Genomic DNA, 25,130 nt, shown 5'->3' on the forward strand with positions numbered 1-25,130 from the left:
AGCCAGGACTGGTGGTGGAGGCGCCTACACCGCCAGCTCCACCCGGTTCCGCCCGGCCGCCTTGGCCGCATAGAGCGCAGCATCGGCTTCACCCAGGAGGGTCTCGGCGTCGGCCTGGTGGTCCGCACTGTAGGCGGCGATGCCGGCGCTCAGCGTCAGCTGCCCACGGGGGTCGCCGGAGTGGGCCAGTTCCAGGTCGCGCACACTGACCAGCGCCCGCTCCATAAACGCCTTGGCGCCCAGCTGCGACTGGTTCGGCAGGACCAAAAGGAACTCTTCGCCCCCATACCGGTAGACGCCGTCGCTCTTGCGCGCCGCGCCCACCAAAGCCGCAGCCACGGCCCGGAGCGCGAGGTCACCCGCCTGGTGCCCGTAGATATCGTTGTAGCTTTTGAAGTTGTCCACATCGCACATGGCAAGGCAGTAGACCTCCGCGTACCGCTTGCTACGGGCGTGCAGCTGCTCCAGGTCCTCTGCCAGCTTCAGCCGGTTGTGCAGGCCGGTGAGGGGGTCCGTCCTCGCCTGCTGCGACAGCACCTTCCGGTAGTGGGCCAGGTCCGCGTGAAGCGTAGTCACGCGCAGCGCCACCAGCAGCCGCGCATGCAGAACGAAAGGGTCCAGGGGTTTGGTGACGTAGTCGTCCGCGCCGGCCTCCAGCCCGGCGAGAACGTCGTCGCGGGACCCCTGCGAGGTCAGCAGCACCACGTAGGTGTAGAGGTCCGCGTCCCGCGCCCGGATGGCCCGGCACAGCGCCAGCCCATCCATCCCCGGCATCATCCAGTCCGTGACCACCACGTCCGGCTGGTGTTCCAGGTACAGCGCCCACGCCTCGTCGCCGTCCGCCGCCGCCAGGCAGTCATGCCCGTAGCGTTCGACGGCGGCCTTGGCCACTAAGAGCGAGCCCGGGTCGTCATCTGCCACCAGGACTTTCACTGTGCCACCTCCAGTGCTTGATCGAGTTCGAAGTTCACCCGCGCGAGCTCAGCCTCCAGCCTGCTGACCAGTTGCGGGCCGCCGTCGTGATTTCCGTTGCGCCCTATCTCTTCTAGCTGGCCGCACAGGCTGGCCACGGCCGTCGCTCCAATGTTGGCCGCCGCGCCCTTCAACGTGTGCGCGGCCTGCGCCAGGGCCAGGCCGCCGCCATTGTGCACGGACTCCCGCAACACTGCGAGCCGGGCCGGAACGTCCTTCCGGAACGCCGCCGCGGCGGCCGGCAGCAGGCCCAGGCCATCCTCCGGGCCGAGGCCCCGCAGCATGGCCAGCCGGTCCGGATCCACCGACGGCGGTCCGCCCGTGACAGCCAGCAGCTGGGGAACCTGATCGGGTACCCAGCGGGCCAGCGCGGCCTCCAGTTCCGCAGCGTCCACGGGCTTGGAGAGATAATCGTCCATGCCCGCGGCCAGACAGCGTTCCCGGTCGCCGTCGAGGGCGCCGGCGGTCATGGCGATGATGGGAAGGCGGCTCTGCTTGCCGTCGCGTTCCCTGATGACCCGGGTGGCCTCGAAGCCGTCCATCACCGGCATGTGGCAGTCCATCAAAATGGCGGCGTACTGGCTGCGGGCGGTGGCTGCGACCGCCTCGGCGCCGTCTGCCACCACGTCCACCGCATAGCCGAACTTGGTCACGGTGGCCCGTGCCACCAGCTGGTTCACCTCGTTGTCCTCCACCACCAGGATGCGGCCGCGGGAGGGCCCGTCCGCCATGGTCAGCTCAGCGGCGGACTGCTCCGGGACCGATCCGGCAGGCGCAGCGGGGGGTGCGGAGTGTTCGCGGGTTGACATCAGGCGCACCAGCCGGTTGTAGAACTCGGAGCTGCGTACCGGCTTCATGAGCCATTCGCGCACCCCGGCGGCGACGATCTCCGCTGCGTTGACCTGCATCGTAGAGGTCAGCATGATCAGTTGGATGTCCGCCAGGCCGGCGTCGGCCTTCATGATGCGGGCGAGCTCCAGGCCATCTGTGTCCGGCATGCAGAGGTCAAGCACGGCGAGGTCGAACGGCTTCCCAGCGGCTGATGCCTCGCGTGCCCGGGCGAGGGCAGCTTTGGCGTCGGGAACCGCTTCCGGCTGGAGCTTCCAGCCGCGGAGCTGGGATTCCAGCACCAGGCGGTTGGTGGCGTTGTCGTCCACCACCAGCACCCTCAGCCCCGTGAGGAAGCCGGCTGCGGGAACAGGATCGGTCGACGGCGGTGCCACCGGCAGTGGGATCCGGAACCAGAACCTGCTGCCTTCCCCGGGCACGCTTTCCAGCGCGATCTCGCCACCCATGGCCTCAGTCAGCCGACGGCAGATGGCCAGGCCCAGGCCGGTGCCCCCGTAGCGGCGGGTAGTGGAGGCGTCCGCCTGCGAGAAGGACTCGAACAGCCTCGCATGATGGGCGGGATCAATGCCGATACCGGTATCACGGACTTCGAAGCAGACCATTGCGGTGGTGCCCGGCTTGGTGTCAGGCTTCTCCACCTTCACCTGGATGGACACCTCCCCGGCCGCGGTGAACTTCACGGCGTTGGAAGCGAGGTTCAGCAGGATCTGGCGGATCCGCCCGGAATCCCCGTTCAGCCTGGCGGGAACATCGGCTTGGCAGTAGGCGATGAGTTCCAGGTTCTTGGCCTGCGCCGGCTCTGTCAGCAGGCCTGCCACTTCCTCCACGAGCATGCGGGGATCGAACGGCCGGACGTCCAAATCCACCTTTCCGGCCTCCAGCTTGGAGAAGTCCAGGATGTCGTTGATGAGGGCAAGCAGCGCTTCACCGGCACCCTTGACGCCCTGGGCATATTGCTTCTGTGTCTCGTCCAGGGGTGTCTCAAGGAGCAGCGCGGTCAGTCCCACTACGCCGTTCATGGGTGTGCGGATCTCGTGGCTCATGGTGGCCAGGAACTCTGATTTGAGCCGGCTTGATTCCAGCGCGGCTTCCCGCGCCGCCTGCAGCTCCTGTTCGGCGGCCCGGCGCAGGGTGATGTCCCTGGCAATAACGGCGACCCCGCGCACGTTCCCGGCCTCACGGATGGGGGAGATGGTCAGCGACACCGGGATGACTGTCCCGTCCTTGCGTAGGTGCTCGATCTCGAAACTCATGGCTTCGCCGCTGTCGCGAAGCTGCTCGAACACTGCATCGTCCCTGGCTATGCTGTCCGGCGGCAGCAGGAACCGGGCGTCGCGGCCCAGCGCTTCCGCGGCCATGTAGCCGTACTGCCGCTCCGCCCCCGGGTTCCAGCTGGTGATGATGCCCTCCGGCGTAGTGCTGAAGATGGCGTCCGAGGAGGAATTGACGATCGCGCCCAGTCCCTCGAGCTCCGCCGTCCGGGCAGCAACTTCCTGCTCCAGTCCGGTGGTGAGGGTGAGGTTTTGGATGATGATCAGGACCTGCCGGACCAGGATGCAGGCGACGGTGATTCTTGCCACCACCAGCAGGAAGGCGCTCATTTCGCTGACGTGCGGGGCCGCAACCATGATCACGGCCACCAGGATCGGAACGTAGGGCAGCAGTTCCAAGGCCAGTGCAAAGGCCTTGCGGTCCGGCCGCGGTTTCTCGGCATAGGGGAGCAGCGGTGCGAGCGCAATCAGGAGGAAGGCGCCAATCCATCCCAAGGCCAGCGGTGATCCGGTGACGCCCGTGACGCCTTCGAACGTCAGCCGCACATAGATGCTGTCCGTAATGGTGAGGACCAGCAGGCCGCCGCCGAAACACAGCCACGGCAGGCGCTCACCGGGCTGCCTGCGCATTCCGAGGACCAGCACCAGGGACGTCATAACCACGTCCACCACAGGGTAGCCCATGGACGTGAGCCGGGTCAGGAAGTCGCCTTCCGCGCTGAAGGCCGGGCCCAACGCCGTATACCAACTGACCACCAGGACGGAGCCGGCGATCACAGCGGCGTCCAAGGCGGTCCGGACCATCCCCACCCGGGTGGTGCCGCCGGGACGCTTAAAGCTGAAGAGAGCGATGGCGGCCGGCACGGAGTAGGCCAGGAACAAGGCGTCCGCCAGGGAGGGGAAGGGGTAGACGTGGTTGTTGGTGAGGCCGAAGTACGTCCAGACGAGCATGCCGGCCGCCCAAACGTAGGCGGCGACCGACATCAGGGTCCAGGCCCGGGCATTCACGCCGCCGCGGCGTGCGGCGTGTGCGCAGCTTCGACCAGCCAGGATCGCGGCCAGGAGGATGGAGAAATCACCCGCCACGATGGCGGTTGCAGTGCTGCTGTTGGCAGCAAAATATAGCCCAAGAACCGCCATCACCACGGCACCAAGCGCAATCAGCCAACCCAGTTTGGCCGTGCGCCTGCCAGTGGCGGGACGATGTTCCAGGAGACCTGTCTGAGACACGCGGATCCCTCCCCATAGGTGCGTCCTTCACCCACAAACCGAGACCTGGGCCCGCCCGAGACCTTGGCGGAGACGCATCCCTATGATATCCCTCACACCTCAAGGGCGCCGTACTTTGCGTCCACGTGGACCACGTCCCGCCCGGCGCGCTGGAGCAGGCTGGCAGCCACCCCGGAACGATACCCGGTGGCGCAGTGCACCCACACCCTGCCTGCTGGAATCTCGGCCATCCGCCCCAGCAGCTCATGCAGCGGGATGTTGACCGCCCCGGCCACGTGGCCGCCGTCGTACTCGTCCGTCCGCCGCACATCCAGCACCACATCTCCGGCGGCTCGCCCGTGCTCCAGCTCGGCCCAGCCCACCAGCGGATAATGCGCGACGGCGGTGCCTGGCGCGAGTGCCGACGGCTCGGTTCCGATGGCGGCGTCGGGCGAGTCGATGCCGATCCGGGAGAGGTCCCGGATGGCCTTTTCGACGTCGTCGGGGGCTCCCACCAGCGTCAGCTGCCGGTTCCAGGGCAGGACCCAGCCGAGGTAGGCGGTGAAGCTGGAACCGCGGCCGTACTCAAAGCTGACCGAACCGTGCAGGTGGCTGCTGGCGAAGGCCACCCGGTGGCGGAGGTCCACCACCCATTCACCGTCTGCCAGCCTGTGGGTGAGCTCGTCCGGATCCAACGACTCCGGTACGGCAAGGTCCGGGGCGTCCGGGCCCTTCCGGTTGGCGGGGGCCATGTGCGCGTAATAGGACGGGTAGGCGGTGAGGTTGCTGATGAGCTCCCGTACAAAGTGCTCCTCGTCAGGATCCGTGAAGGCGTGGTTGGTGCCCTGCTGTTCGCCGATGGTGGAGCCGTAAACGCCCGACGCCGGCCCGGACGAACAGAAGGAGCCGAACCCGTGCGTGGGGTAGAGGGCTGCGTCCGGCTTGGCTTCGGCGGCGAGGCGGCGGACCGAGGAGTACTGCGCGTGGGTCAGTCGTTCGGTGTCGCCATCATTGACCAGATCCGTCCTGCCCACCGATCCGTACAACAGGCTGCCGCCCGAAAACACCGCCTGTTCCCGGCCGTCCGTCACCACATAGCTGAGGTGGTGGTGGGTGTGGCCCGGTGTGGCCACTGCCTTCACCGTGAGCCGGCCCACCTGGACCGTGTCGCCGTCGGCCATCTCCACGCGTTCAAACTCGACGGCGTCCGCTCCGTTCACGAGGTAGGCGGCGCCGTGGGCGCGGGCCAGGATGAGCCCGCCGGTGAGGTAGTCGTTGTGCAGGTGGGTTTCGGCAACGTGCGTGATCCTGACGTTGGCTTCCGCGGCAGCGGCCTCCACCCGGTCCGTGTCCCGCTGCGGATCGATGACCAGCGCCACCTGCCCGTCGTGGACCAGGTAGCTGCGGTCCCCGAGCGGCCGGGTTTCGATGACAACGACGTCCATAGATTCATTGTCCTCGCATACGGGATTCGCGGCTGTGCCTTGCTGGGGGTGGGCGTGGTGCCCTCGTTCAGGCGCGGTCCGTGCGGGCATCGAGCGCGTCGATGGCCTGTTCAGCCTGCCGTACGGCCAGCTCCAGCCGGCTCCCATTTTCCGGCAGCGAAAACAGGTAGCCCTGCAGCGAATCGCACTCCAGCGCCGTCAGGTAGTCGGCCTGCGTCGCCGTCTCCACGCCCTCGGCAGTGACGGTCAGGCCCAGGCTGTGGGCCATATTGATCATGGAGCTGAGGATGGGCAACCGTTCCTCGCCGGTCCGTACCATCGACACAAAGGTCCGGTCGATTTTGACGGTGTCCACGGGGAGCTCCTGCAGCCGGCCCAGCGAGGAGTAGCCGGTGCCGAAGTCATCCAGTGCCACCCGGACGCCGGCCTCGCGCAGGCTGCTCAGCTGACTGATCAGGCTTTGGTCGGCGTCGAAAAATACACTCTCGGTCACCTCCAGGACCAGCTGGTAGGCGCCCACACCGGCGGCCTCGGTGAGGCGGAGGACGCCGTCGGCAAAGTGGGCGTCCTGCAGCTGCACTCCGGAAACGTTCACCGCGAGCGAGCGCGTTGGGTCCTCGCTCAGCCACGACGCCAGCTGCACCAGGCCGAGCGCCATCACTTCCTCACCGATCTCGCTGATCAGCCCACTGCGTTCCGCCAAGGGGATAAAGACCGACGGCGGGACGCGCTCGCCGCCGCGGTCCCACCTGGCCAGCGCCTCGAACTGCACTACCTGCCCCATGCGCGGGGACACTATGGGCTGGAAGGCGACAGAGATTTCGCCGCGCGGCACGGCCAACTGGAGCCCGGCCTCCATGTCCGTGCGCTGCACGAGGGCTGTCATCATCTCGGGGTGGAACCGCAGGAAACGGTTCTTGCCCGCGGCCTTGGCCGCATACATGGCAATGTCGGCCTGGCGCAGCAGTTCGGACGGGCCAATGGCATCCGCGCTGGCCGATGCCAGCCCAAGGCTCAGGCTGGGGCGGAACACGGTGCCGCTGATGGTTACAGGAACGTGCAGGCACCTGACGATGCACGCCGCGATGGCATCGGCGTCGGGGCAGGCGGTCAGCAGCACCACGAACTCGTCCCCGCCCAGCCTCGCCACCACATCCGCGGTGGGGACACAGCCACGGAGCCTGCGGGCCACTTCCACCAGCATGTCATCGCCGGCCTGATGGCCCAGGATGTCGTTGACTTCCTTGAAATCGTCCAGGTCGATCAGGAGCACGTCCACCGTCTTGAGGCGGGGTTCGCGCAGGGCTGTGGTCACTCCGTCGTTGAAGACTGCCCGGTTGGCCAGCCCGGTCAAGGGATCCTGGAAGGCCAGCGCCCGGAGTTTCTCGGCCTGGGCGGCGAGGTCCAGCATGGCCTGCTGTGCCTGTTCCTGGGCTTTCCGGCGCGGGGTGACGTCGCGGAAGCTCCACACCCTGCCGACGATCTTTTCGCCCACGCGCCGCGGCCGGGAGTATCGTTCAAAGGTCCGGCCGTCCTTGAAATCCAGCACATCGTGGCTTTCCGAATCCGGGCTGTCCGCTACTTCGTTGAGCCGCGCGATGAAGGCCTCAGGATCCTCAATCTGGGAGATGATCAGCCGCATGACGGGCTCTTCACTTTCGCCTTCCAGAAGCTCAGGCGAAATACCCCACATCTTCAGAAACTGATCATTGAAACCCGCCACACTGCCGTCCGAGCTGATCACCAGGATGCCGTCCGCGGTGGATTCGAGGGTTGCCGTCAGCAGCGACATAGCCTCGCGCAGGTCTGCGTCAGCAGCCTTCCGGTGGGAAGTGCTGCGGATCGACACCAGCAGCTGGGGACCATCGTCGGTTTCCAGCAATGCGCCGGCCATCTCGGCGGCGAACTCCGTGCCGTCACTGTGAAGGCCAAAAACTTCACGTGGCGGGATCGGCTCCAGGTCCCTGAGGCGCCGGAAGATCTGCTCGATCTCGTTCCGGAAGCCCTCCGACAGCAAGGTCCGGTGGTCACTCCCCACGAGCTCGTCGGCCGCGACGCCGAACAGCCGGGACGCTGCGGCGTTGGCGATCCGGATTCTGCCGTCTTTGGCTATCGCCAGGAGGGCATCGGGACTGGCCTCGAACATAGCGTGGCTCCCCGTTGGGCCACCAGCAACGCGCGGGGAACCGCCCGGCTGGGAAGTCCCCGGCGCGGCAGCGTCATCGCCAAAAGCTCCTACCGGCAAATCTTCGCTGTGCCGTCCCGAACCCCCCATGACCCAATCACCCCCACGCACATCATAAAGTGCGAATCCGGGATATCAATGCGGCAGGTGGAATCGGTTTTCTGTTCTGTACGCAATTTGGCGGGCATGGCAAAGGCGCCGTCCCCTGTCCGGGGGAGCGGCGCCTTTTCGCCTCAAGGACGTGCGTGTCAGACGCGGCTGCCGCGCCTTGTGACTGCGCCGTAGATGAGCAGGACAATGATGGAGCCCAGGATGGCCAGCAGCCACGTGCGCAGGTCGAAGAATTCGGCCAGTCCGCCCCCAAAGATCAGGGAGCCGATCCAGCCGCCCAGGATAGCGCCGACCACACCCAGGACGAGGGTGATGAGCCAGCCTCCTCCTTGCCTGCCGGGCAGGATTGCCTTGGCAATCGCTCCAGCTATCAGGCCCAAAATGAGAAATCCAAGAATTCCCATGATCACACTTCCTTGTCGATTTAATTGGTGCCGACGCCTCACCCCGTGATCCAATTCAATCAGTGTGCTTACTACTCCGCAAGGACTCGCCGATATCAAAAAGGCGACAATTAGCCCATTGGCGCCCCAGTTTGCGGGACTATTGGCTCCGGCGGGGCGCGAAAAGCCCGAAATGGCGCGGCGGCCGGCCCTCGAATCCTTCAAAAGTTACGCTTTTTGGTCAGGCCGCGCCCTGACTTGCAGGCTCGGCCAAAGGAACCCGTGGGCGTGGACCCTGCGCAAGCACCGGCTCACCACTGATCACCGAGCGGTAATGCCGTACCAGTTCAGCGCTGAGCGCAGGCCACGTCCGGTCCTGGACCGAGGCATGGGCCGCCTCTGCGAACGCGCGGCGCTTGGCGTCATCGCCAATCAGGTCCATGACATGTCCGCGCAGTCCAGCCAAATCACCGGGCTGGTACAGCCACCCGGTGCGGGAGTTCTCCACCAGGTCCAGTGGGCCGCCGCGTCCGGTGGCAACCACGGGAACGCCCGATGCCATGGCCTCCTGGATGGTTTGGCAGAAGGTCTCGAATTCACCCGGGTGGACAAATAGATCGAAGGAGGCCACCGCGCGTGCAAGCTGTTCGCCGCCGAGGAATCCTGTGAACGTGGCGTTCGGCAGGGCTTCCTCGAGGGTTGCCCGCTGCGGGCCGTCGCCCACGATCACCAGCTTCGTATTGGGCACATTGGCCAGCGCGGCCAGGTCCTCGACCTGCTTCTCGATGGCCAGCCGGCCCACATACCCGATGATCCGCTCACCGCCGGGCGCCACGGTAGCCCGCCACCCGTCGTCGCGCTTTCCAGGCGAAAACCGGGCCGTGTCCACACCGCGCCGCCACATGTCCACGCGCGGAATGCCGCGGCCGCGGAGCTGGTTCAGGGCGAAGGTGGACGGGACCAGCGTCCGGGTGGCCAGCAGGTGGATGTTCTCCACCCGATTCCATGCCCAGTTCTCCAGGAACGGCACCCCGTACCGGGCGGCGTAACTGGGGACTTCGGTCTGGTAGATCGCGACCGTGGGGATGCCCAGCTGGTGCGCCGCCTGCACCGCGCGCCAGCCCAGGACAAAGGGTGATGCCAGGTGGACGACGTCGGGTGCGTAGTCGGCAAGGATTCGCTTGACCCGGTACACACCGCCCATCGCCACGCGCACATTGGTGTACCCGGCCAGCGGGACCGAGGGAAGCCGGTGCACCAGGGCACCATACACAGCCTCGGGGACCGCGGTGTCCCTGGTGTCCAGTGTTGAGGGGGCAATCACCAGGACCTCGTGGCCCCGTTCCTCCAGGTGCTCCAGCACCCGCAGGATGGAGTGGGTCACCCCGTTCATCAGTGGCAGGAATGATTCAGCGACAATTGCGATCCTCACCCCTCCACGGTGGGTGCCCGGGCTGACGGTCCGGGGTCACGGGAGTAGAGCGCAGGGAAAGCTTGGGTTAACAGATCAGAGGCGCCCGGTGGCGCCGGGCGCACGGCCCGGGCCCGGGATCTTTATTCAGCCTGTTGGCCAAGGATCTCGCGGGCAATCCGCTGGGCCTCAAGCTCTTCGGGGCCAACGGTGTTTCCCCGCAGGTATCCGGCGCTGGCGATGATGTGCCGCAGTTCAGCTTCTGTCCTCGGTGAGCCGACGCCGTGGTGGGCCATGGCATGGCAGTTGGCGCACAGCGGAACGAGGTCCGTGAGCGGGTCCAGCACGTAGCCGTTCCCCAGTTGGGAAGCGGGTACCACGTGGTGAACCTGGATGAAGTCCGCGCCAATTTCGCCGTAGGCCATCTCGAAGGAGAACCCGCAGGCCGCGCAGTTGATGCCACGGTGCGCGATGCAGGCCCGCCGTGCCTCGGGGTCGCGTTCGTGCCGGTTGACCGCGACGCGTGCGACAGCGTTCTCGGGGTAGGTGCCGGGAACAGGTTGTGTCGGGTCAGTTCCCTGCGACGGGCCGTAGCTGGTCCAGACCGCCCGGATGGCCGCAGCATCGCCGGGCCCGAGTTCCAGGCCGGCGACGTCGGCGGTATCCCACGCGACATCGGGCATCGCCTCCCGGAGAAGTCCTGCTGGAACCTGGTCGCCCAGGGACAGCAATGCGTCGAAGGCAACCTGCACCGTAAATCCGGGATGCTCCGGGTCGGCGTCGGGTTCGGGCGGCCCTGGTTGTTCCAGGGGCTCCCGCTGCTGGGACAGCACCACGCCGTGACCGATCAGCCCGGGAGCGTGGTCACCCACGACGAGCAGCCACACGTCGGTGCCGTTGGCAATGCCGCGGCGCACGCTCCAAGGCTCAAGGTGCAGCCCTGTACCGGCGACCTGTTCAACAACAGCCGCGTAATTCCAGCGGTTCCAGCGGACCGGATCCCAGCCCAGGATGATGGTGCTCATGCGCCCATTGTTCCAGTGCCCGGCCTGTTGGAGCGGCTGGAACGCTCCATTAATCCTGCTGGCTCGTGTTCGGTGGGGCGGCCCCCAGCACCGCCCCACCCAACATGGCCCTTAGCCGAGCTTGCGCATCGGGTCTGGCCAGTTGCCCACAGTCGAGATGACGCAGGCGCGGTTGATCACAGCGATGGTGATGGACATGACGGTGTCTCCTGACTGAATGTGGTTTCCGCGCACCGATGGTGGGCGGTGGTCATGTTCTGCCGCGAAATGGGCAGGGGTGACCTGTTCAGTCGGGTGAGGACCCCGGATCGAAGGAAGGGCCGGCCGGCAACGTCTCGGAGCCGGACATCTTTGGTCCGCTTACGGCAGCGGGGAGTGCTGTCCAGGACCCACCAAGGTCGGCCGCGCCGTCGGCGCCTCCGGCCGACCCGGAGCTGGCCGTCCCCGCTGCATTAGCCACGGCCGGCAGATCAAGCCTGCCGGGACTATGGTCCCGGTCTTCCGGCCCGGACGGGCTGGCCGTTGCCACGGCAGGCGAGGCCACTCCTGGGCGGTCCTGGGCAGGGGTGAAGCCGAAGCCCAAGGTATTGGATCCGACGGCAACATTCGCCGGTTCCGTGGGTGTCGCGATGACGTTGGCAGCCGCAGCCGCCGAGCCCTGGGTGCCAACGCCATCAGCCGCGACAGCGTCCGACGCCGGGAGGTTGGGAGCCGCGGTGGGCGGACGGCCGGGTGCCGGCGTCGTGAGCGGGGGCGGGCTGGGCAACGGAGCTATCCCTGGAACGGGCGCCAGGTCCGGGAGTGGCAAAGGCAGGGGCGCGGGCAGGGGTTCCGGCAGCAGCGGCGGCAACTGGTCGGGCAAAGGCAGGACGTCGGTCAGGGGAAGCGGAAGGGGCGCCTGCACCAGGGGCAACTCTGGAAGCGTGGGCGCGAGGTCGGTGACTGTATCGACAGTGCCGGAGACCATCGGCAGGGCGGGTGCGGCCAACGGAGTGACGACGCCTGTTGCTGAATTCGTGACCGAGGTTGCGGTGGCCTCTGCAAGTTCGCCGGCGCTGACAACGGCGGGAGGCTCCATGGCCGGGAGCGGCTCGGCAAGAGGGGATGCAGCGGGCTTGAGGAGATCCCCGGCGTCCGGGGCGAGGCTGGAGGCGGTGGCTGCTCCGGCTCCCCACACAAGCCAAGCCACCGCGGCAAGGAGGGCCAGCAGAAGGGGCCGGACGGCGGAGCGGCATCGGGCTTTCGGTGTCGCTCCCATCCCATCCCCCCTCTCGATGTGGACAACAGGCTACGCCGAGTGGCGCCGTCCGTCGACCCCCTGTATGCCCCTTCTTAGCGGTCCCGCAAAGAAGGGGAGGAAAAAATACTAAGTAGGCTTTTCTTTCGATAATAAGCATGCTTATCGTATAGGGGCAGCTATAGCGGAAACCTCAAGAAGATGGGGCGGATGCCAGCCTTCCAGGACACCGATGAAGTTCGGGTAGGTGGATCAACCGCAAGCCAGGAAACCATCCAAAGGAGAAGTCATGCTCACGAGGGAAAACATCGAAAACCTGCTCAACCGGGGAGGAAACGTCATCGGAGCCGACGGCGAGAAGATCGGCTCGATCGGCCAGTTGTACGCCGACGACGACACGGGCGAGCCCACCTGGGTCACGGTCAAGACCGGGCTCTTCGGCACACACGAGTCGTTCATTCCGGTGGAAGGCGCCCGGGCCGAAGGCGATGATCTCGTGGTCCCGTACACGAAAGACCATGTTAAGGACGCCCCGCGGGTGGACACGGACGGGCACCTCGAGCCCGAAGAAGAGGACCGTCTCTACGCCCATTACGAACGCGAGGCCCAAACATACTCCGAGACGCGCTCCGATACCGACAGGGACATCGACTATGCAGGCGATGCCGACCTGAATGCGGGCACCCGGGCTGCCGGCGCCGTCGGCCACGACACGTCGGGTCCCACGACGGACGACGCCATGACCCGCTCCGAAGAACGCCTGCGCGTCGGCACAGAGCGGCAGGCCGCAGGCCGCGTCCGGCTTCGCAAGTACGTCACCACGGAGAATGTCACCAAGACCGTGCCCGTGCAGCGCGAGGAAGTCCGCTTGGAGCGCGAGCCGATCACGGAAGCCAACCGTGGAGCGGCCATGTCCGGTCCGGACATCAGTGAAGAGGAACACGAGGTGACCCTCCACGAGGAACGCCCCGTGGTCGAGAAGGAAACCGTTCCGGTGGAGCGGGTACGCCTCGACAAGGACGTGGTCACGGATGACGTCACGGTCAATGACGAAGTCCGCAAGGAGCGCATCGAGACGGACGGTCTTGAGGGCAAGCGCGACATCGACGACACACGCCGCTGACACATCTCCGGGGACCGTCGGCTGACAGCCGCTGACTTCCGGGTGTCCGGTACGCGATCGACGCCGGGAGCCACCGTGAGCGGCCCCGGCGTCTTCGTGCCGCCGTCGTGATTGCCGTTACTTGCCTCACTTGCCGCAGAATCTCAGGAGGCACAACGAAAGCCGGTGCAGCTGTCTGCGTCACCGCGCCAACTGCACCAGCCCTTAGGACGAATATTCAGAATTTATTGAACTAACCTCATACGCGGCTCCTATTTCCCGGGTTCGGTTCCGGGTTACCTTCTGTCGCTGGCCATGTTGCGGGACAACAGCCAGCCTCCAGCAATCATCACAACGCCCAGCACCAGGTGCGCCCAGTTGTCAGCCATGTTGAACGACAGGAAATTGGCTGCCGAATCAACACCCACACTGAGCCCGAAAATGGCAAGGACGATGTACAGCGCGCCGGCGCCCAAGAGGAAATTACGCGCGCCATGTTCGGTCCGGGACATCGCCCAGCCCGTTGCGCCGATGGCCAGCTGCACAATATTGAGCAGCATGGACACCTGGAACAAACCAAGGAACATGGCGTGGGAATCAGGCCCCAGGAACATCAATTCGCTGTACTGCGTGGTGACGCCCGGGACAAAGCCCAGGATGCCCACCACGACCAAGAGAATACCTACACCCATGCCGGCATTCTGGACGTCTGCGCGCCCGAAATGAACGCCGTGTGCATGTGGGGATGCGGTAGTCATTTTTCTGCCTCCAACCACTGATTGCGGACATTCCAATTTTACGGCTGACCTGTGGAAAAAGCGCTGTAGTGCCCTGGCGCGGGCCGACTGGCGCACTGCAGCTACGAACTCTGGTGAGCCGGGTCTCGTAGGCGCGATAAGCCTGTCGCAGACCCATGGGAAGGCCGCTCCGTGACACCATGGAACACGATGAAACTGCGCGCTGATCAGACCGGAGACCGAGGCCTTCCCATGCCCTTATGGCTGCAGGGGGCGCTTGAAACGGCGCAGGCAGCCATCATTTCGGCCCTCGTGGTGATCGCGCCGATCGTCGCCGTCTGGGCTACCGCCGGTTTCCAGAACGCCGAGTTCGACGTCCTGGCCAGGCTTGCGGGCCAGGCGTGGCTGCTGATCCACGGCGTTCCCCTGGTACTGGCCGACGTCGGGTCTGGCGCGGCCGGCAGCGCGGGGTCCGGCATGCTGACCCTGGTTCCCCTCGGACTGACACTGATCCCGTTCCTGCTCGCGTGGCGGGCAGGGCGGCGGCTGGCGCGCGCTTCGTACACTGACCAGCTATGGCAGGCCCTGCTGGGGTCCTGGATGGTCTATGCCGCCTTCGGCGCGGCCACCGGATTCGTGTGCCGTACCGCCGACGTCGTCATCAACCTCTGGTACGCCATGCTGATCCCGCTGATTCCGTACGCGCTGGGCATGGTGGTGGGCGCCCGGCGCGAGGCAGGGTCGTGGAGCCGGCTGATCGGTGTGGACGCCGTGGCCTGGATTTCCCGCACCAGCCAGCATTCCCGCTGGGCTGGTTCCTATCTGGCCTCCGCAGCCAAGGCCGGATTCGTGGCGTTGGCATCGGCCCTGGCGCTCGCGTGCGTGTTACTTGCTGCGGATCTGTTTATCCATTGGAACCTGGTGGTGGCGGTCTATGAAGCGCTCGACGCCGGCGCCCTGGGAGGTGCTGCGCTGACCATCGCACAACTCGGGTACCTCCCCAACCTCGCCGTCTTTGCCCTCGCCTGGACATCCGGATCCGGGTTTGCCATGGGCGTTGGTTCGCAGGTTGGCCCGCTCGGAACCGCCACCGGACCCCTGCCGTCCATTCCCGTCTTCGCTGCCATCCCTGCCGGTTCGCTGGACTACGGGTTTGTGGCGCTGGTGGTGCCGGTTCTGGCGGGCTTGCTGGCGGGCTGGTGGTTCCTGCGCGAAGGGGAGAACCACTTCGACGAGTGGCTTTCCATCAAGATCCATGCCCGCTGGTTCACAGCGACCGTGTCAACGCTGGCGCTCGGCGTGCTGGTCGGTGTGGTCGCCGGGTTGCTGTCCGCGGCGCTGGCGTGGCTGGCACGCGGATCAGCCGGCCTGGGACGCCTAACGGATATCGGCCCGGACCCGCTGTGGACCGCAGCCTGGGTGGCCGCTGAGGTGGGCATCGGCGTCGTGATCGGGTACGCGGCAGGACCGTGGTTGGAACGCCAGCAGCAGGTGGAAGAGGAAGCGGAGGTGGCGCTCTAGCTGCCGGCGGCGTCAGGGCAGGCGCGGCAGCGAGTTCTCCATCTGGACCCTGCAGGAGGACATCGCCTGGTCCGTGATGGCCTGTCGGATGCACTGCTGGTAGTCGCGGAACTCATCGAAGAACACGGACGCTGCCAGGATGACCACCACCATGACCAGGGAAACCACCAGCCCGGAGATGGTGCCGACCAGCACTAGCTTGGATTCCTTGAGCCGGACCGCGCGGATCAGCAGCAGGATGCCCAGGACAAAGCTCGCTGCGGTCAGGATGCCGGTGAGCCAGAGATAGCTGACGTCGAGCTGGAAGACGAAAAAGGCTCCCAGCACGGTGATGATGAACGCCCGGAACAGATTGTGCGTGGTGCTCCGCGAGCTCTTGGCTGCCTCGCTGAGCGGTGGTTTGGTCCGCTGCTGACCAGCGGGTTCCGGGAGGGAGTTCATGTTTTCAAGCCTACGCGAGCCTGCCCATAAGCTAGACCCATGCGCATCGTAGTCCTCGTATCCGGTACTGGCTCCAATCTCCAGGCAGTCATCGACGCCGTCAAATCCGGGGAGCTGGACGTGGAGATCGCTGCCGTGGGCTCCGACCGTGAGGGGACATACGGCGTCGAACGCGCTTCCGAGGCGGGACTGGAGACATTCGTGGTCAACTTCAACTCGTTCCCCACCCGCGCCGAATGGGATGAAGCGCTGACCGCGAGGGTGGCGTCCTACGCCCCGGACGTGGTGGTCTCCTCCGGCTTCATGCGCATTGTCAGCGCCGAGTTCATCGATGCATTCCACGGCAGGTACCTCAACACGCATCCGGCGCTGCTGCCTTCATTCCCGGGCGCCCACGGTGTCCGCGACGCCCTGGCCTACGGCGTGAAGGTCACCGGCTGCACGGTGCACTGGGCCGATGCAGGGGTGGACACAGGGCCCATCATTGCCCAGGAAGCTGTGACGGTCGAGGACTCCGACACCGAGGAATCCTTGCACGAACGCATCAAAGTGGTGGAGCGCCGCCTCCTGGTCTCCACGCTCGCAGCCCTCGCTGCGGCTCCTGTGCCCTAACCGCCTTCCCCGCCCCGCCCCGACACCCCTCCCGATACCCCGCCCAACACCCCTCCCAAGTAGGTAGCAGCTGATGTCGTTTTGGGCCTTCAAAACGACATCTGCTGCTACCTAGTTGAGCCAGTGGGGCGTACCTGTGGATAACTTATGCAGCCCGGCGCAAAATTTGCCACGATGGCCCCATGAAAACTCCGCAGCCACTGCCGGGACAGCTGCGTGCGGCGGCATTTACTTTCCAGGAAGCGGTCGACGCCGGTGCAACAGTTGCGCGTCTGCGGCACCGTTCGTTGGTCGTACCGAGCCGAGGGGTCAGGCAGCCAGCGCACCACACGTTCGCCGAACAAGCGTCGGTAGTCCGGCCGCTGACTTTGGTCACGGAATTCTCGGCTGCTTCCCATGCGACGGCGTTCAACTTGTGGGACTTTCCGGGCTTCCTTCCGGGCGCGGACGATTCCATCACCCACATCTCCAGACCGGACAACTTGGCCATGCCCCGCCGGACCGGAGTCCGGGGGCATCGAGGCCAGTTCTTTGCCGATGAAATCGTCAGACACAACGGCCTCCTGATCACCTCGCGAACCAGGACCTGGCTGGACTGCTCCCGAAAGATGAGCATCGAGGAACTGACCGTTGTTGCCGATCACTTGCTGAGGATTCCGAGGCCGGACTTCGAAGCGAGATCGGAACCGTTCGCAACGCGCGAGGACCTTGCTGACATGCTCGACCGGCACAAGGGGACACCCGGTATCCAGAAAGCACGCGTTTCCCTGGACCTGGCGCGCGTGGGCTCGGATTCCGCCCCGGAAACGAGGCTTCGGCTGGAACTCGAATATGCCGGCCTGCCCGAAGCACAACTGAACGTGCCCACAGCCCTGAGCGCCGGCGTCGTGCGTGAACCGGACCTGGCCTATCCGGAACAAAAGGTGGCCGTGGAGTACGACGGCGAAGTCCATTCCGAGGCGGCGCAGATCGTCCGGGACATCGCAAGGGAAGAAGATTTTGTGCGGGCCGGGTGGTTGCTGGTCCGAATTTCCAAACGCCACATGCTCAATGACGCCAGCGCCGCCGTCGCCAAAGTCCGCCTAGCGCTTACGAGCCGCGGCTGGTCACCCAAGTAGGTAGCAGCAGATGTCGTTTTGAGCCCCCAAAACGACATCTGCTGCTACTTAGTTGGGGAGGGGAGGGAGGACCTACTCGAGGCGGCGCTGTTTGGTCTCAGGGGAGAAGAACGCCATCCACAGCACGGCCACCAGGACCAGCCCGCCGGCAAGTGCGAAGGAGGTGGCAAGGCCCAGCTCCGGCCAGAAATAGTTCGCGAAAATGAGCGGGCCGAAGCCTGCGCCCAACCTGGAGAACGTCGACGCCCAGCCGAACCCGGTGCCGCGTAGCTCCGTTGGGTAGAGCTCGGAAACGTAGGCGTAGAGCACCGGGATGGCCACCTGGACCACGAAGCCGAACACCAGCAGCCAGAACACCGCGGCCGTGGGGATGTCCACCACAATCGCCACGATCACCAGGGTCAGGGCTGAAAGCGGCCCTGTGATTGCCAGGATCCACTTGCGGCCCACCCGTTCCACCAGCAGCGCGGCTACGATCACACCCAGAAGTCCGACGGCGGCCATGGAAGCCGTGGTCACGAACGCCTTGTACTCAGCGAAGCCGGCACCGATGAGGATCCGCGGCATCCACGTCAGCGACAGGTAGTACACCAGCAGGATGCTGAAGAACAGGGCCCAGGCCGTGGCCGTGATCTTCCAGTTGAACTGCCACACCAGCCGCAACTGGTGCCAGGCGCTGCCGGCGGAAAGCCGCGGAACTTCCCGGGCATCGGGCAGGCTGTAGGCGCGGGGTTCGGCACCGGTGGCGGCCACCAGGCCGTCGATGACCTTCGCGGCTTCCTCGCGCCGTCCCTTGCGGATGAGGAACAGGGGGGATTCGGGGACGCTCCGGCGGACCCAAAAGACCAGGAGCGCCGGCAACACCATGACCAGCATGGTCAGGCGCCAATCGCCGAACACGGCCACCAGTCCCGCGGAGACAAAGCCTGCCAGGGCGGCGCCGACAGGCCACCAGCCGTCCATGGCAGTGAGGACCTTCCCACGCTGTTTCCGCGGAGTGAATTCACCCACCAGCGCGTAGTCCACCGGAATACAGCCACCCAGGCCAAAGCCGGCCATGAAGCGGAAAACGCAGAACCAAACGAAGTCGGGGGAGAAAGCACCGAGGACCGTGAAAAGCGAGAAAATCAGCAGCGTGGCTGTGAAGGCCTTCTTGCGCCCGATGGTGTCCGCTATGGTGCCCCACACAAAGGCACCCAGCGCCATCCCGATCAGGTTCGCCGTACCCACCCACGCAACCTCGCCCGGGGCCAGGGCCCAGTGCGTGGACAGCAGGGGAATGAGGATGCCGTTCAGCGTTACGTCCCAGGCATCGAACATGAATCCCAGCCCTCCGATGAGGAAAATCCGCCCCTGGACCTTCCACCGCCACGGCAGTTCCTGGACCACCTGTTCGCCGCTGGGCACAGTGGTGTAAGTATTCATTTTGGCCTCCTGTGAAAACTCTATCCGTGCCCACAGACCTTCACACTCCGCCGGGCAAACGGGGGAGGTCCGGCAACGCGATAAACTGGCCGTATCCCCACCAACCGCGGCACTGTTCCGCGAGATAAGACGGAGACTTTTGTGAGCTTCACGCAGCTTGACCGTGTTCCCATCCGCCGGGCCCTCATCTCGGTATACGACAAGACCGGTCTGGAGGAGCTCGCCAAGGGCCTGCACGCAGCGGGCGTGAAGATCGTATCCACCGGCTCCACAGCCAAGAAGATCGCCGAGGCCGGCATCCCGGTCCAGGAAGTCGAGGAAGTCACCGGCTCCCCGGAGATGCTTGACGGCCGCGTCAAGACCCTGCACCCCCGCGTACACGGCGGCATCCTGGCCGACCGTCGAGTCCCGGCACACATGGAAACCCTCGCCGGCATGGAGATCGAAACCTTCGACCTCGTGGTGGTGAACCTCTACCCGTTCGTGGAAACCGTCAAGTCCGGTGCCGCGCAGGACGACGTCGTCGAACAGATCGACATCGGCGGGCCCGCCATGGTGCGCTCCGCTGCGAAGAACCACGCCGCCGTCGCCATTGTTGTTGACCCCGGCTTCTACGGCCAAGTGGTCACAGCCGCGGCTGAAGGCGGCTTTGACCTGAAAACGCGACGCCGGCTCGCAGCCAAGGCTTTCGCCCACACCGCCACGTACGACAACGCCGTGGCCACCTGGACCGCCAGCCAGTTCCTGGACGAGGACGGCGACGGCGTCATTGACTGGCCTGCCTACGCCGGCGTTGCGCTGGAGCGTTCAGAGGTCCTCCGCTACGGTGAAAATCCCCACCAGCAGGCCGCACTGTACGTTGATAAGGCCGCTCCCGCGGGCATTGCGCAGGCGGATCAGCTGCACGGCAAGGCGATGAGCTACAACAACTTCGTCGACGCCGATGCCGCCCTCCGCGCCGCATTCGACTTCGCCGAGCCGGCTGTCGCCGTTATCAAGCACGCCAACCCGTGCGGTGTGGCCGTCGGTTCAGCCGATGCTGAAGACCCGATCGCCGACGCCCACGCCAAGGCCCACGCCTGCGATCCCGTCTCGGCCTTCGGTGGTGTCATTGCCGCCAACCGCACTGTCTCCGCCGGCATGGCCCGCACCGTGGCCAACATCTTCACCGAGGTGGTCATCGCGCCGGCTTTCGAGCCGGAAGCTGTGGAGATTCTGTCGAAGAAGAAGAACATCCGCCTCCTCGCCCTGCCCGAAGGCTACGGCCGCTACCCGGCGGAGATGCGTCAGGTTTCCGGTGGTGTCCTGGTCCAGATGTCGGACAAGGTGGACGCCGACGGCGACAACCCCGCCAACTGGACCCTCGCTGCCGGTAACGCCGCAGATGAGAAGACTCTGGCAGACCTCGCCTTCGCCTGGACCGCCTGCCGCGCTGCCAAGTCGAATGCCATCCTGATCGCCGCGGACGGTGCAGCCGTGGGTATCGGGATGGGCCAGGTCAACCGCCTGGATTCCTGCCGTCTCGCCGTGGAGCGTGCCAACACTCTGGGCGTGAAGGTGGAGTCCGACGTCGAAGGTGCCGGCGGTGCCTCGAATGCCGCCGCGAGCGGCGCACCTGAGCGGGCCCGCGGCGCAGTGGCTGCCTCGGACGCGTTCTTCCCGTTCGCCGACGGCCTGCAGATCCTGATCGACGCCGGCGTCCGCGCCGTCGTCCAGCCGGGCGGTTCTGTCCGGGATGAGGAAGTCATCGCCGCGGCCAACGCGGCCGGGGTCACCATGTACTTCACGGGTGCCCGCCACTTCTTCCACTAGTCCCCACTGGCACCCTCGCCTCGCAGGCTCGGCCAGGGAACCCTGCCGGCGTGGGCCCAATTGACGAAGACGGCGTCCGTCCCCTTGGAGGGGGACGGACGCCGTCGGGCTTTAACTGCTAGTCATCATCACCGCATGAGGATCCGCGCCCCGCTGCTTGAGGCGCGGACCCCTCCTCCGGAAGCCGGAGCTCCCGGGGCCTGGCTTCCGCCATCCGCTCATCCGTCCAGTACTCGAGGATCTCCTCGCGCGACTGATCCGTTTTGCTGTGGCTAACGGTCTCCTCCTGTGGCGAGGATTCGTCAGGAGGCGGCTGCACTGGTGTAGGTCTGCTGGATGACGGTGCCCCAGTATGGGCCGTACATGACCGGTGACCGGCTGTAACCGTAGCTGTTGATGGAGTTCTGGAGGCCGCCTGCGTTGCTTCCGATGAACCATGGACCGCCTGAGGAGCCGCCGGTCATGTCGCAGCTGATGCCTTGGGTGAGGAACTGCGGGTTGTTGGGATCGTTGGACGCCGGGCCGTAGCAGCTCTTGAGGCTCTCACCGTTGAAGGGTGAGGCGGCGGGGTAGCCGTAGGCCTTGTAGGTCAGGCCTCGGGCAGCGTTGAATTCGACGCCGGATTCGTTCACGACGTCTGACAGGAAGTTGCCATTGAGGGTGTTCATGACAGCGAACCCGGTGTCGTACTGCATGTTGCCATCGTTGCTCCACTGGGCGGGGGCGTAGAGGGTTTTTGCGGTCCACTTGCCGTAGGGGGCGGCGCCGTTCAGGTAGGCGGGAACGAAGATGAAGTTCGTGGCGAATGCTCCCGGCCCCTCGTTGAGGCAGTGGCCGGCGGTGGAAACGGTGCTCTTGTTGTTCGACACCACGGCATTGCCGGAGCAGACATAGTTGCTCCCGGCGAGGGTGAAGAAGACCTTGCCAATGTGGTCCACGGGGTTTTCGCTGACGGCGATGGTGGTCTTGCCCTTGCCAGCCTGGATCTTGGTGTTTTTGCCTTTCTCCACGGGCGCGGCGCTGGTGTTGCCCCGTTCCAGTGCCTTGCCCGCCAGGACATCGCCGGGAATGGCATTGCGCATGCGGTCGGCGGTCCAGTAATCCGCGGCTCCCGTGCTGTCCACGACGGCGCTGGTGACGGAGGGTTGCTCCTTGTCACTGGATGCGGAGGGTGCTGCCGACGCTCCGCCGGCCGTGGTCAACGCCAGCAGTGCGGCTGCGGAAAGGCTCAGAAAGCTGGTAGCCAGAGACCTCGTACGTGTCATGGTTGTCCTGTCTAAACGGGTGGGGGAGGGCTCCAGTCAAGCCCGCCGAGTGACCTACCGAATTTATCCGCATATGACAAGTTTGTAAATAGTAGTGACGTCTCATGTATGGTGCGGTCCCTGACCTGCGTGAAAGCCGCAGCAGGCCCACAAACATTCCGCATAATGTTCTGAAACGACGTTCCAGCTCTGGCGGTAACTCCCAGCAGCGGAGTAATTTGAGCCACAGCATTGGCTGTCCGACTGGGCTCCGGACCTAATAGAGATTGGGGTCCTCGTCATGTTTTCCTTCCGCAAGTCCGGCAAGAAACCCGCCCTCAACGGCCGCCATTTCTCCGCTGCCGAGACGCAGCCAGCAGCTGTTGACCTCGCAGCTCAGGCGGAAACCTTCCAACTCCGTGACGTTGACCCGGTCCACACCTTCACCTCAACGGAGGAATTGCGCGGCCGGGATGCCAAATATGTGCAGGTCTGGCCCAGTGATGTTCCCCACAGGCGGCGCTGACTGCTCCCACACCGTCACCGGCGACTCCCGTAACCAGAGCGCGACGACGGCCTGCCCGCCCGCGCGTGCGACCGCGGTCGTGCGTTTTCCAACGTTGGAATCCGGCAGTAATGGAGCGGCACCAAAGCTCGCGGGTAGGGTTCAAAGCCGCGTCCTCGGGTAAGTTAACCATGGTGAAATAGACCGGATTTGAAAAAAATCAGCCGACCTTCAGGGAGACGCCCGCGCATGTCCAAGATTATCTATACCCACACCGACGAAGCGCCGATGCTGGCTACCTATTCGTTTTTGCCGATCATCGAGGCGTTTGCTTCGACCGCAGGTGTGGAGGTGGAGACCCGTGACATTTCGCTCGCAGGCCGCATCATCTCCGTGTTCGGTGACTACCTCACCCCGGAACAGCAGATAGGTGACGCCCTTGCTGAACTGGGTGCACTGGCAAAGACGCCCGAAGCCAACATCATCAAGCTGCCCAACATCAGCGCTTCCATCCCGCAGCTGAAGGCCGCCATCGCCGAGCTCCAAGGCCAGGGCTACAACCTGCCGGATTACCCGGACAACCCTTCCTCGGACGAGGAAACGGCCATCCGCTCCCGCTACGACAAAATCAAGGGCTCCGCCGTGAACCCTGTCCTGCGCGAAGGCAACTCGGACCGTCGGGCGCCGCTGTCCGTCAAGAACTACGCCCGCCAGAACCCGCACTCCATGGGTGCGTGGTCCGCGGACTCCAAGACCAACGTGGCCACCATGGGCAAGGACGACTTCCGCTCCAACGAGAAGTCCGTGGTTATTGAGTCTGAGGGCACCGTCGCCATCCAGCTGGTTCGCGAAGACGGCTCGGTCAAGGTCCTGAAGAAGGCCTTCCCCGTTTTGGCCGGAGAAGTTATTGACGGCACGGTCATGCGCGCCGCCGCCTTGGACGAGTTCCTGGCAGCACAAGTGGCCCGTGCCAAGGAAGAGGGAGTCCTCTTCTCTGCACACTTGAAAGCCACCATGATGAAGGTCTCGGACCCCATCATCTTCGGCCACGTGGTGAAGGCATACTTCTCCGAACTGTTCGACACTTATGGCAAGCAGCTCGCCGCCGCCGGCATCAGCCCCAACAATGGCCTCGCCGCCATCCTGAGCAGCCTCGAAGACCTGCCTGAAGACGTCCGTGAGGGCGTCCAGGCACTCATCAAGAAGGGCCTCGAAGAGGGTCCCGCCCTTGCGATGGTGGACTCGGACAAGGGCATCACCACCCTGAACGTCCCCTCCGATGTCATTGTGGACGCCTCCATGCCCGCCATGATCCGCAGCTCCGGCCACATGTGGGGTCCCGACGGCAAGGAAGCCGACACCCTGGCCGTACTGCCGGACAGCTCCTACGCCGGCATCTACCAGGTTGTTGTGGACGACTGCCGCGCCCACGGCGCCTACGACCCCACCACCATGGGCACCGTCCCGAACGTGGGCCTCATGGCCCAGGCCGCCGAGGAATACGGCAGCCACGACAAGACGTTCGAGATCCAGGAAGCCGGAACAGTGCAGATCGTTGACGCGTCCGGCGCCGTGCTGATCGAACACGAGGTAGCTCCGGGCGACATCTGGCGCGCATGCCAGACCAAGGATGCCCCCATCCGCGACTGGGTCAAACTGGCAGTTACCCGTGCCCGCGCGTCGAAGACGCCCGCAGTGTTCTGGCTGGACGAGACCCGCGCACACGACGCCAACCTCATCGCCAAGGTCAATGAGTACCTCAAGGACCACGACACCGAAGGCCTGGACATCCAGATCATGTCTCCGGTGAAGGCCACGGCGTTCACCCTGGAGCGCATCCGCAAGGGCGAAGACACCATCTCCGTGTCCGGCAACGTGCTCCGGGACTACCTCACGGACCTGTTCCCGATCCTGGAACTGGGCACCAGCGCCAAGATGCTTTCCGTTGTCCCGCTAATGAACGGCGGCGGGCTCTTCGAGACCGGTGCTGGCGGATCCGCCCCCAAGCACGTCCAGCAGCTGCTCAAGGAAAACCACTTGCGCTGGGACAGCCTGGGTGAGTTCCTTGCCCTGGCCGTCAGCTTCGAGCATCTGGCCACCACCACGGACAACGCCCGCGCCCAGATCCTGGCTGACACCCTGGACAAGGCCACCGGCACGTTCCTGCTGGAGAACAAATCCCCGAGCCGCCGCGCCGGCGAGCTGGACAACCGCGGCAGCCACTACTTCCTCGCCCGTTACTGGGCCGAGGAACTGGCCAAGCAGACCGAGGACGCCGACCTCGCGGCATCGTTCTCCGCAGTGGCCAACGAGCTGTCCTCCAAGGAGGAGACCATCGTGGGTGAACTGGCTGCGGTCCAGGGCTCGCCGGTGGACATTGGGGGCTACTACCGTCCGGACGAGGCCAAGGCCTCCGCTGTCATGCGTCCGTCGGCCACGCTGAACAAAGTTATTGCGACCCTGAACTAGGTCCAGGCCAGGCGAAACAAGAGGCGGCGCCCCGGGAAACCGGGGC

At 65.3% G+C, this 25,130-nt stretch carries 19 protein-coding genes; 7 read left to right on the forward strand and 12 right to left on the reverse strand.

Features of this window, described 5'->3' with window-relative positions; translation table 11 throughout:
• Window positions 1-24: 24 nt before the first annotated feature.
• From ACLKOZ_RS01975 to ACLKOZ_RS02010, 8 genes are all read right to left on the reverse strand, one after another.
• On the reverse strand, window positions 25-933 hold the full coding sequence (locus tag ACLKOZ_RS01975; protein WP_436472442.1) for a GGDEF domain-containing response regulator: 909 nt from the start codon (window positions 931-933) through the stop codon (window positions 25-27).
• Window positions 930-4,322, reverse strand: a complete 3,393-nt coding sequence (locus ACLKOZ_RS01980; RefSeq protein WP_436472443.1) for a response regulator — start codon at window positions 4,320-4,322, stop codon at window positions 930-932. The genes ACLKOZ_RS01975 and ACLKOZ_RS01980 overlap by 4 nt, the downstream gene beginning before the upstream one ends.
• 92 nt (window positions 4,323-4,414) lie before the next feature.
• A complete protein-coding gene (locus ACLKOZ_RS01985; RefSeq protein WP_436472444.1) occupies window positions 4,415-5,746 on the reverse strand; it encodes an MBL fold metallo-hydrolase in 1,332 nt (443 codons plus the stop codon).
• A gap of 67 nt (window positions 5,747-5,813) precedes the next feature.
• Window positions 5,814-7,892 carry a putative bifunctional diguanylate cyclase/phosphodiesterase gene (locus tag ACLKOZ_RS01990; RefSeq protein WP_436472445.1) on the reverse strand — a complete coding sequence of 693 codons (2,079 nt, stop codon included), beginning with the start codon at window positions 7,890-7,892 and terminating at the stop codon, window positions 5,814-5,816.
• 287 nt (window positions 7,893-8,179) lie between these two features.
• Window positions 8,180-8,446 carry a GlsB/YeaQ/YmgE family stress response membrane protein gene (locus ACLKOZ_RS01995; protein ID WP_337346722.1) on the reverse strand — a complete coding sequence of 89 codons (267 nt, stop codon included), beginning with the start codon at window positions 8,444-8,446 and terminating at the stop codon, window positions 8,180-8,182.
• A 220-nt stretch (window positions 8,447-8,666) separates the two neighbouring features.
• Window positions 8,667-9,857 (reverse strand): glycosyltransferase family 4 protein, encoded by a 1,191-nt coding sequence (locus tag ACLKOZ_RS02000; RefSeq protein WP_436472446.1) that lies wholly within the window; start codon window positions 9,855-9,857, stop codon window positions 8,667-8,669.
• Window positions 9,858-9,979: 122 nt separating this feature from the next.
• Window positions 9,980-10,861, reverse strand: a complete 882-nt coding sequence (locus ACLKOZ_RS02005; RefSeq protein ID WP_436472447.1) for an HNH endonuclease — start codon at window positions 10,859-10,861, stop codon at window positions 9,980-9,982.
• Window positions 10,862-11,147: 286 nt separating this feature from the next.
• Window positions 11,148-12,119 (reverse strand): hypothetical protein, encoded by a 972-nt coding sequence (locus ACLKOZ_RS02010; protein ID WP_436472448.1) that lies wholly within the window; start codon window positions 12,117-12,119, stop codon window positions 11,148-11,150.
• A gap of 268 nt (window positions 12,120-12,387) precedes the next feature.
• Here ACLKOZ_RS02010 and ACLKOZ_RS02015 point away from each other — a divergent pair, with 268 nt between their 5' ends.
• Window positions 12,388-13,221, forward strand: a complete 834-nt coding sequence (locus ACLKOZ_RS02015; protein ID WP_436472449.1) for a DUF2382 domain-containing protein — start codon at window positions 12,388-12,390, stop codon at window positions 13,219-13,221.
• A 275-nt stretch (window positions 13,222-13,496) separates the two neighbouring features.
• Here the strand turns inward: ACLKOZ_RS02015 and ACLKOZ_RS02020 are convergent, their stop codons facing one another.
• Window positions 13,497-13,958 carry a DUF4383 domain-containing protein gene (locus ACLKOZ_RS02020; RefSeq protein WP_436472450.1) on the reverse strand — a complete coding sequence of 154 codons (462 nt, stop codon included), beginning with the start codon at window positions 13,956-13,958 and terminating at the stop codon, window positions 13,497-13,499.
• A gap of 189 nt (window positions 13,959-14,147) precedes the next feature.
• Between ACLKOZ_RS02020 and ACLKOZ_RS02025 the strand changes: the two genes are divergently transcribed.
• Window positions 14,148-15,458: a cell division protein PerM gene (locus ACLKOZ_RS02025; protein WP_436472451.1), complete on the forward strand. Its 1,311-nt coding sequence runs from the start codon at window positions 14,148-14,150 to the stop codon at window positions 15,456-15,458.
• 12 nt (window positions 15,459-15,470) lie between these two features.
• On the opposite strand, the gene ACLKOZ_RS02030 is transcribed toward ACLKOZ_RS02025, so the two are convergent.
• Window positions 15,471-15,899, reverse strand: coding sequence for a hypothetical protein (locus ACLKOZ_RS02030; RefSeq protein WP_436472452.1), 429 nt, complete (start codon window positions 15,897-15,899; stop codon window positions 15,471-15,473).
• A gap of 39 nt (window positions 15,900-15,938) precedes the next feature.
• Between ACLKOZ_RS02030 and purN the strand changes: the two genes are divergently transcribed.
• Together purN and ACLKOZ_RS02040 are read left to right on the forward strand one after the other, a co-directional pair.
• Window positions 15,939-16,511, forward strand: a complete 573-nt coding sequence (gene purN / locus ACLKOZ_RS02035) for a phosphoribosylglycinamide formyltransferase (protein WP_436472453.1) — start codon at window positions 15,939-15,941, stop codon at window positions 16,509-16,511.
• A 182-nt stretch (window positions 16,512-16,693) separates the two neighbouring features.
• Complete coding sequence (locus tag ACLKOZ_RS02040; RefSeq protein ID WP_436472454.1) at window positions 16,694-17,629, forward strand: hypothetical protein; 936 nt, start codon at window positions 16,694-16,696, stop codon at window positions 17,627-17,629.
• Window positions 17,630-17,701: 72 nt separating this feature from the next.
• Here the strand turns inward: ACLKOZ_RS02040 and ACLKOZ_RS02045 are convergent, their stop codons facing one another.
• Entirely contained in the window at window positions 17,702-19,054 is a 1,353-nt protein-coding gene (locus ACLKOZ_RS02045; RefSeq protein ID WP_436472455.1) for an MFS transporter, read from the reverse strand.
• Between the two features lie 141 nt (window positions 19,055-19,195).
• Between ACLKOZ_RS02045 and purH the strand changes: the two genes are divergently transcribed.
• Entirely contained in the window at window positions 19,196-20,866 is a 1,671-nt protein-coding gene (gene purH, locus ACLKOZ_RS02050; RefSeq protein WP_436472456.1) for a bifunctional phosphoribosylaminoimidazolecarboxamide formyltransferase/IMP cyclohydrolase, read from the forward strand.
• 302 nt (window positions 20,867-21,168) lie between these two features.
• Here the strand turns inward: purH and ACLKOZ_RS02055 are convergent, their stop codons facing one another.
• Window positions 21,169-22,131, reverse strand: a complete 963-nt coding sequence (locus ACLKOZ_RS02055) for a trypsin-like serine peptidase (RefSeq protein WP_436472457.1) — start codon at window positions 22,129-22,131, stop codon at window positions 21,169-21,171.
• Window positions 22,132-22,411: 280 nt separating this feature from the next.
• On the opposite strand from ACLKOZ_RS02055, the gene ACLKOZ_RS02060 reads away from it, so the two are divergent.
• Both ACLKOZ_RS02060 and ACLKOZ_RS02065 read left to right on the forward strand, forming a co-directional pair.
• Complete coding sequence (locus tag ACLKOZ_RS02060; protein ID WP_436472458.1) at window positions 22,412-22,636, forward strand: hypothetical protein; 225 nt, start codon at window positions 22,412-22,414, stop codon at window positions 22,634-22,636.
• 228 nt (window positions 22,637-22,864) lie between these two features.
• The gene (locus tag ACLKOZ_RS02065; protein ID WP_436472459.1) at window positions 22,865-25,084 is read left to right on the forward strand and encodes an NADP-dependent isocitrate dehydrogenase; all 2,220 of its coding nucleotides are present in this window, start codon (window positions 22,865-22,867) and stop codon (window positions 25,082-25,084) included.
• The last annotated feature ends 46 nt before the right edge of the window (window positions 25,085-25,130 follow it).

Source organism: Arthrobacter sp. R4, from assembly GCF_051365025.1.
Lineage (GTDB): Bacteria > Actinomycetota > Actinomycetes > Actinomycetales > Micrococcaceae > Arthrobacter.

Excerpts from the sequence above, each read along its gene's own strand:
- ACLKOZ_RS01985 (WP_436472444.1), bottom strand. The coding sequence starts at position 5,746 with ATGGACGTCGTTGTCATCGAAACCCGGCCGCTCGGGGACCGCAGCTAC.
- ACLKOZ_RS01990 (WP_436472445.1), bottom strand. The coding sequence starts at position 7,892 with ATGTTCGAGGCCAGTCCCGATGCCCTCCTGGCGATAGCCAAAGACGGC.
- ACLKOZ_RS01995 (WP_337346722.1), bottom strand. The coding sequence starts at position 8,446 with ATGGGAATTCTTGGATTTCTCATTTTGGGCCTGATAGCTGGAGCGATT.
- ACLKOZ_RS02005 (WP_436472447.1), bottom strand. The coding sequence starts at position 10,861 with ATGAGCACCATCATCCTGGGCTGGGATCCGGTCCGCTGGAACCGCTGG.
- ACLKOZ_RS02010 (WP_436472448.1), bottom strand. The coding sequence starts at position 12,119 with ATGGGAGCGACACCGAAAGCCCGATGCCGCTCCGCCGTCCGGCCCCTT.
- ACLKOZ_RS02015 (WP_436472449.1), top strand. The coding sequence starts at position 12,388 with ATGCTCACGAGGGAAAACATCGAAAACCTGCTCAACCGGGGAGGAAAC.
- ACLKOZ_RS02020 (WP_436472450.1), bottom strand. The coding sequence starts at position 13,958 with ATGACTACCGCATCCCCACATGCACACGGCGTTCATTTCGGGCGCGCA.
- ACLKOZ_RS02025 (WP_436472451.1), top strand. The coding sequence starts at position 14,148 with ATGAAACTGCGCGCTGATCAGACCGGAGACCGAGGCCTTCCCATGCCC.
- ACLKOZ_RS02030 (WP_436472452.1), bottom strand. The coding sequence starts at position 15,899 with ATGAACTCCCTCCCGGAACCCGCTGGTCAGCAGCGGACCAAACCACCG.
- purN (WP_436472453.1), top strand. The coding sequence starts at position 15,939 with ATGCGCATCGTAGTCCTCGTATCCGGTACTGGCTCCAATCTCCAGGCA.
- ACLKOZ_RS02040 (WP_436472454.1), top strand. The coding sequence starts at position 16,694 with ATGAAAACTCCGCAGCCACTGCCGGGACAGCTGCGTGCGGCGGCATTT.
- ACLKOZ_RS02045 (WP_436472455.1), bottom strand. The coding sequence starts at position 19,054 with ATGAATACTTACACCACTGTGCCCAGCGGCGAACAGGTGGTCCAGGAA.
- ACLKOZ_RS02055 (WP_436472457.1), bottom strand. The coding sequence starts at position 22,131 with ATGACACGTACGAGGTCTCTGGCTACCAGCTTTCTGAGCCTTTCCGCA.
- ACLKOZ_RS02060 (WP_436472458.1), top strand. The coding sequence starts at position 22,412 with ATGTTTTCCTTCCGCAAGTCCGGCAAGAAACCCGCCCTCAACGGCCGC.
- ACLKOZ_RS02065 (WP_436472459.1), top strand. The coding sequence starts at position 22,865 with ATGTCCAAGATTATCTATACCCACACCGACGAAGCGCCGATGCTGGCT.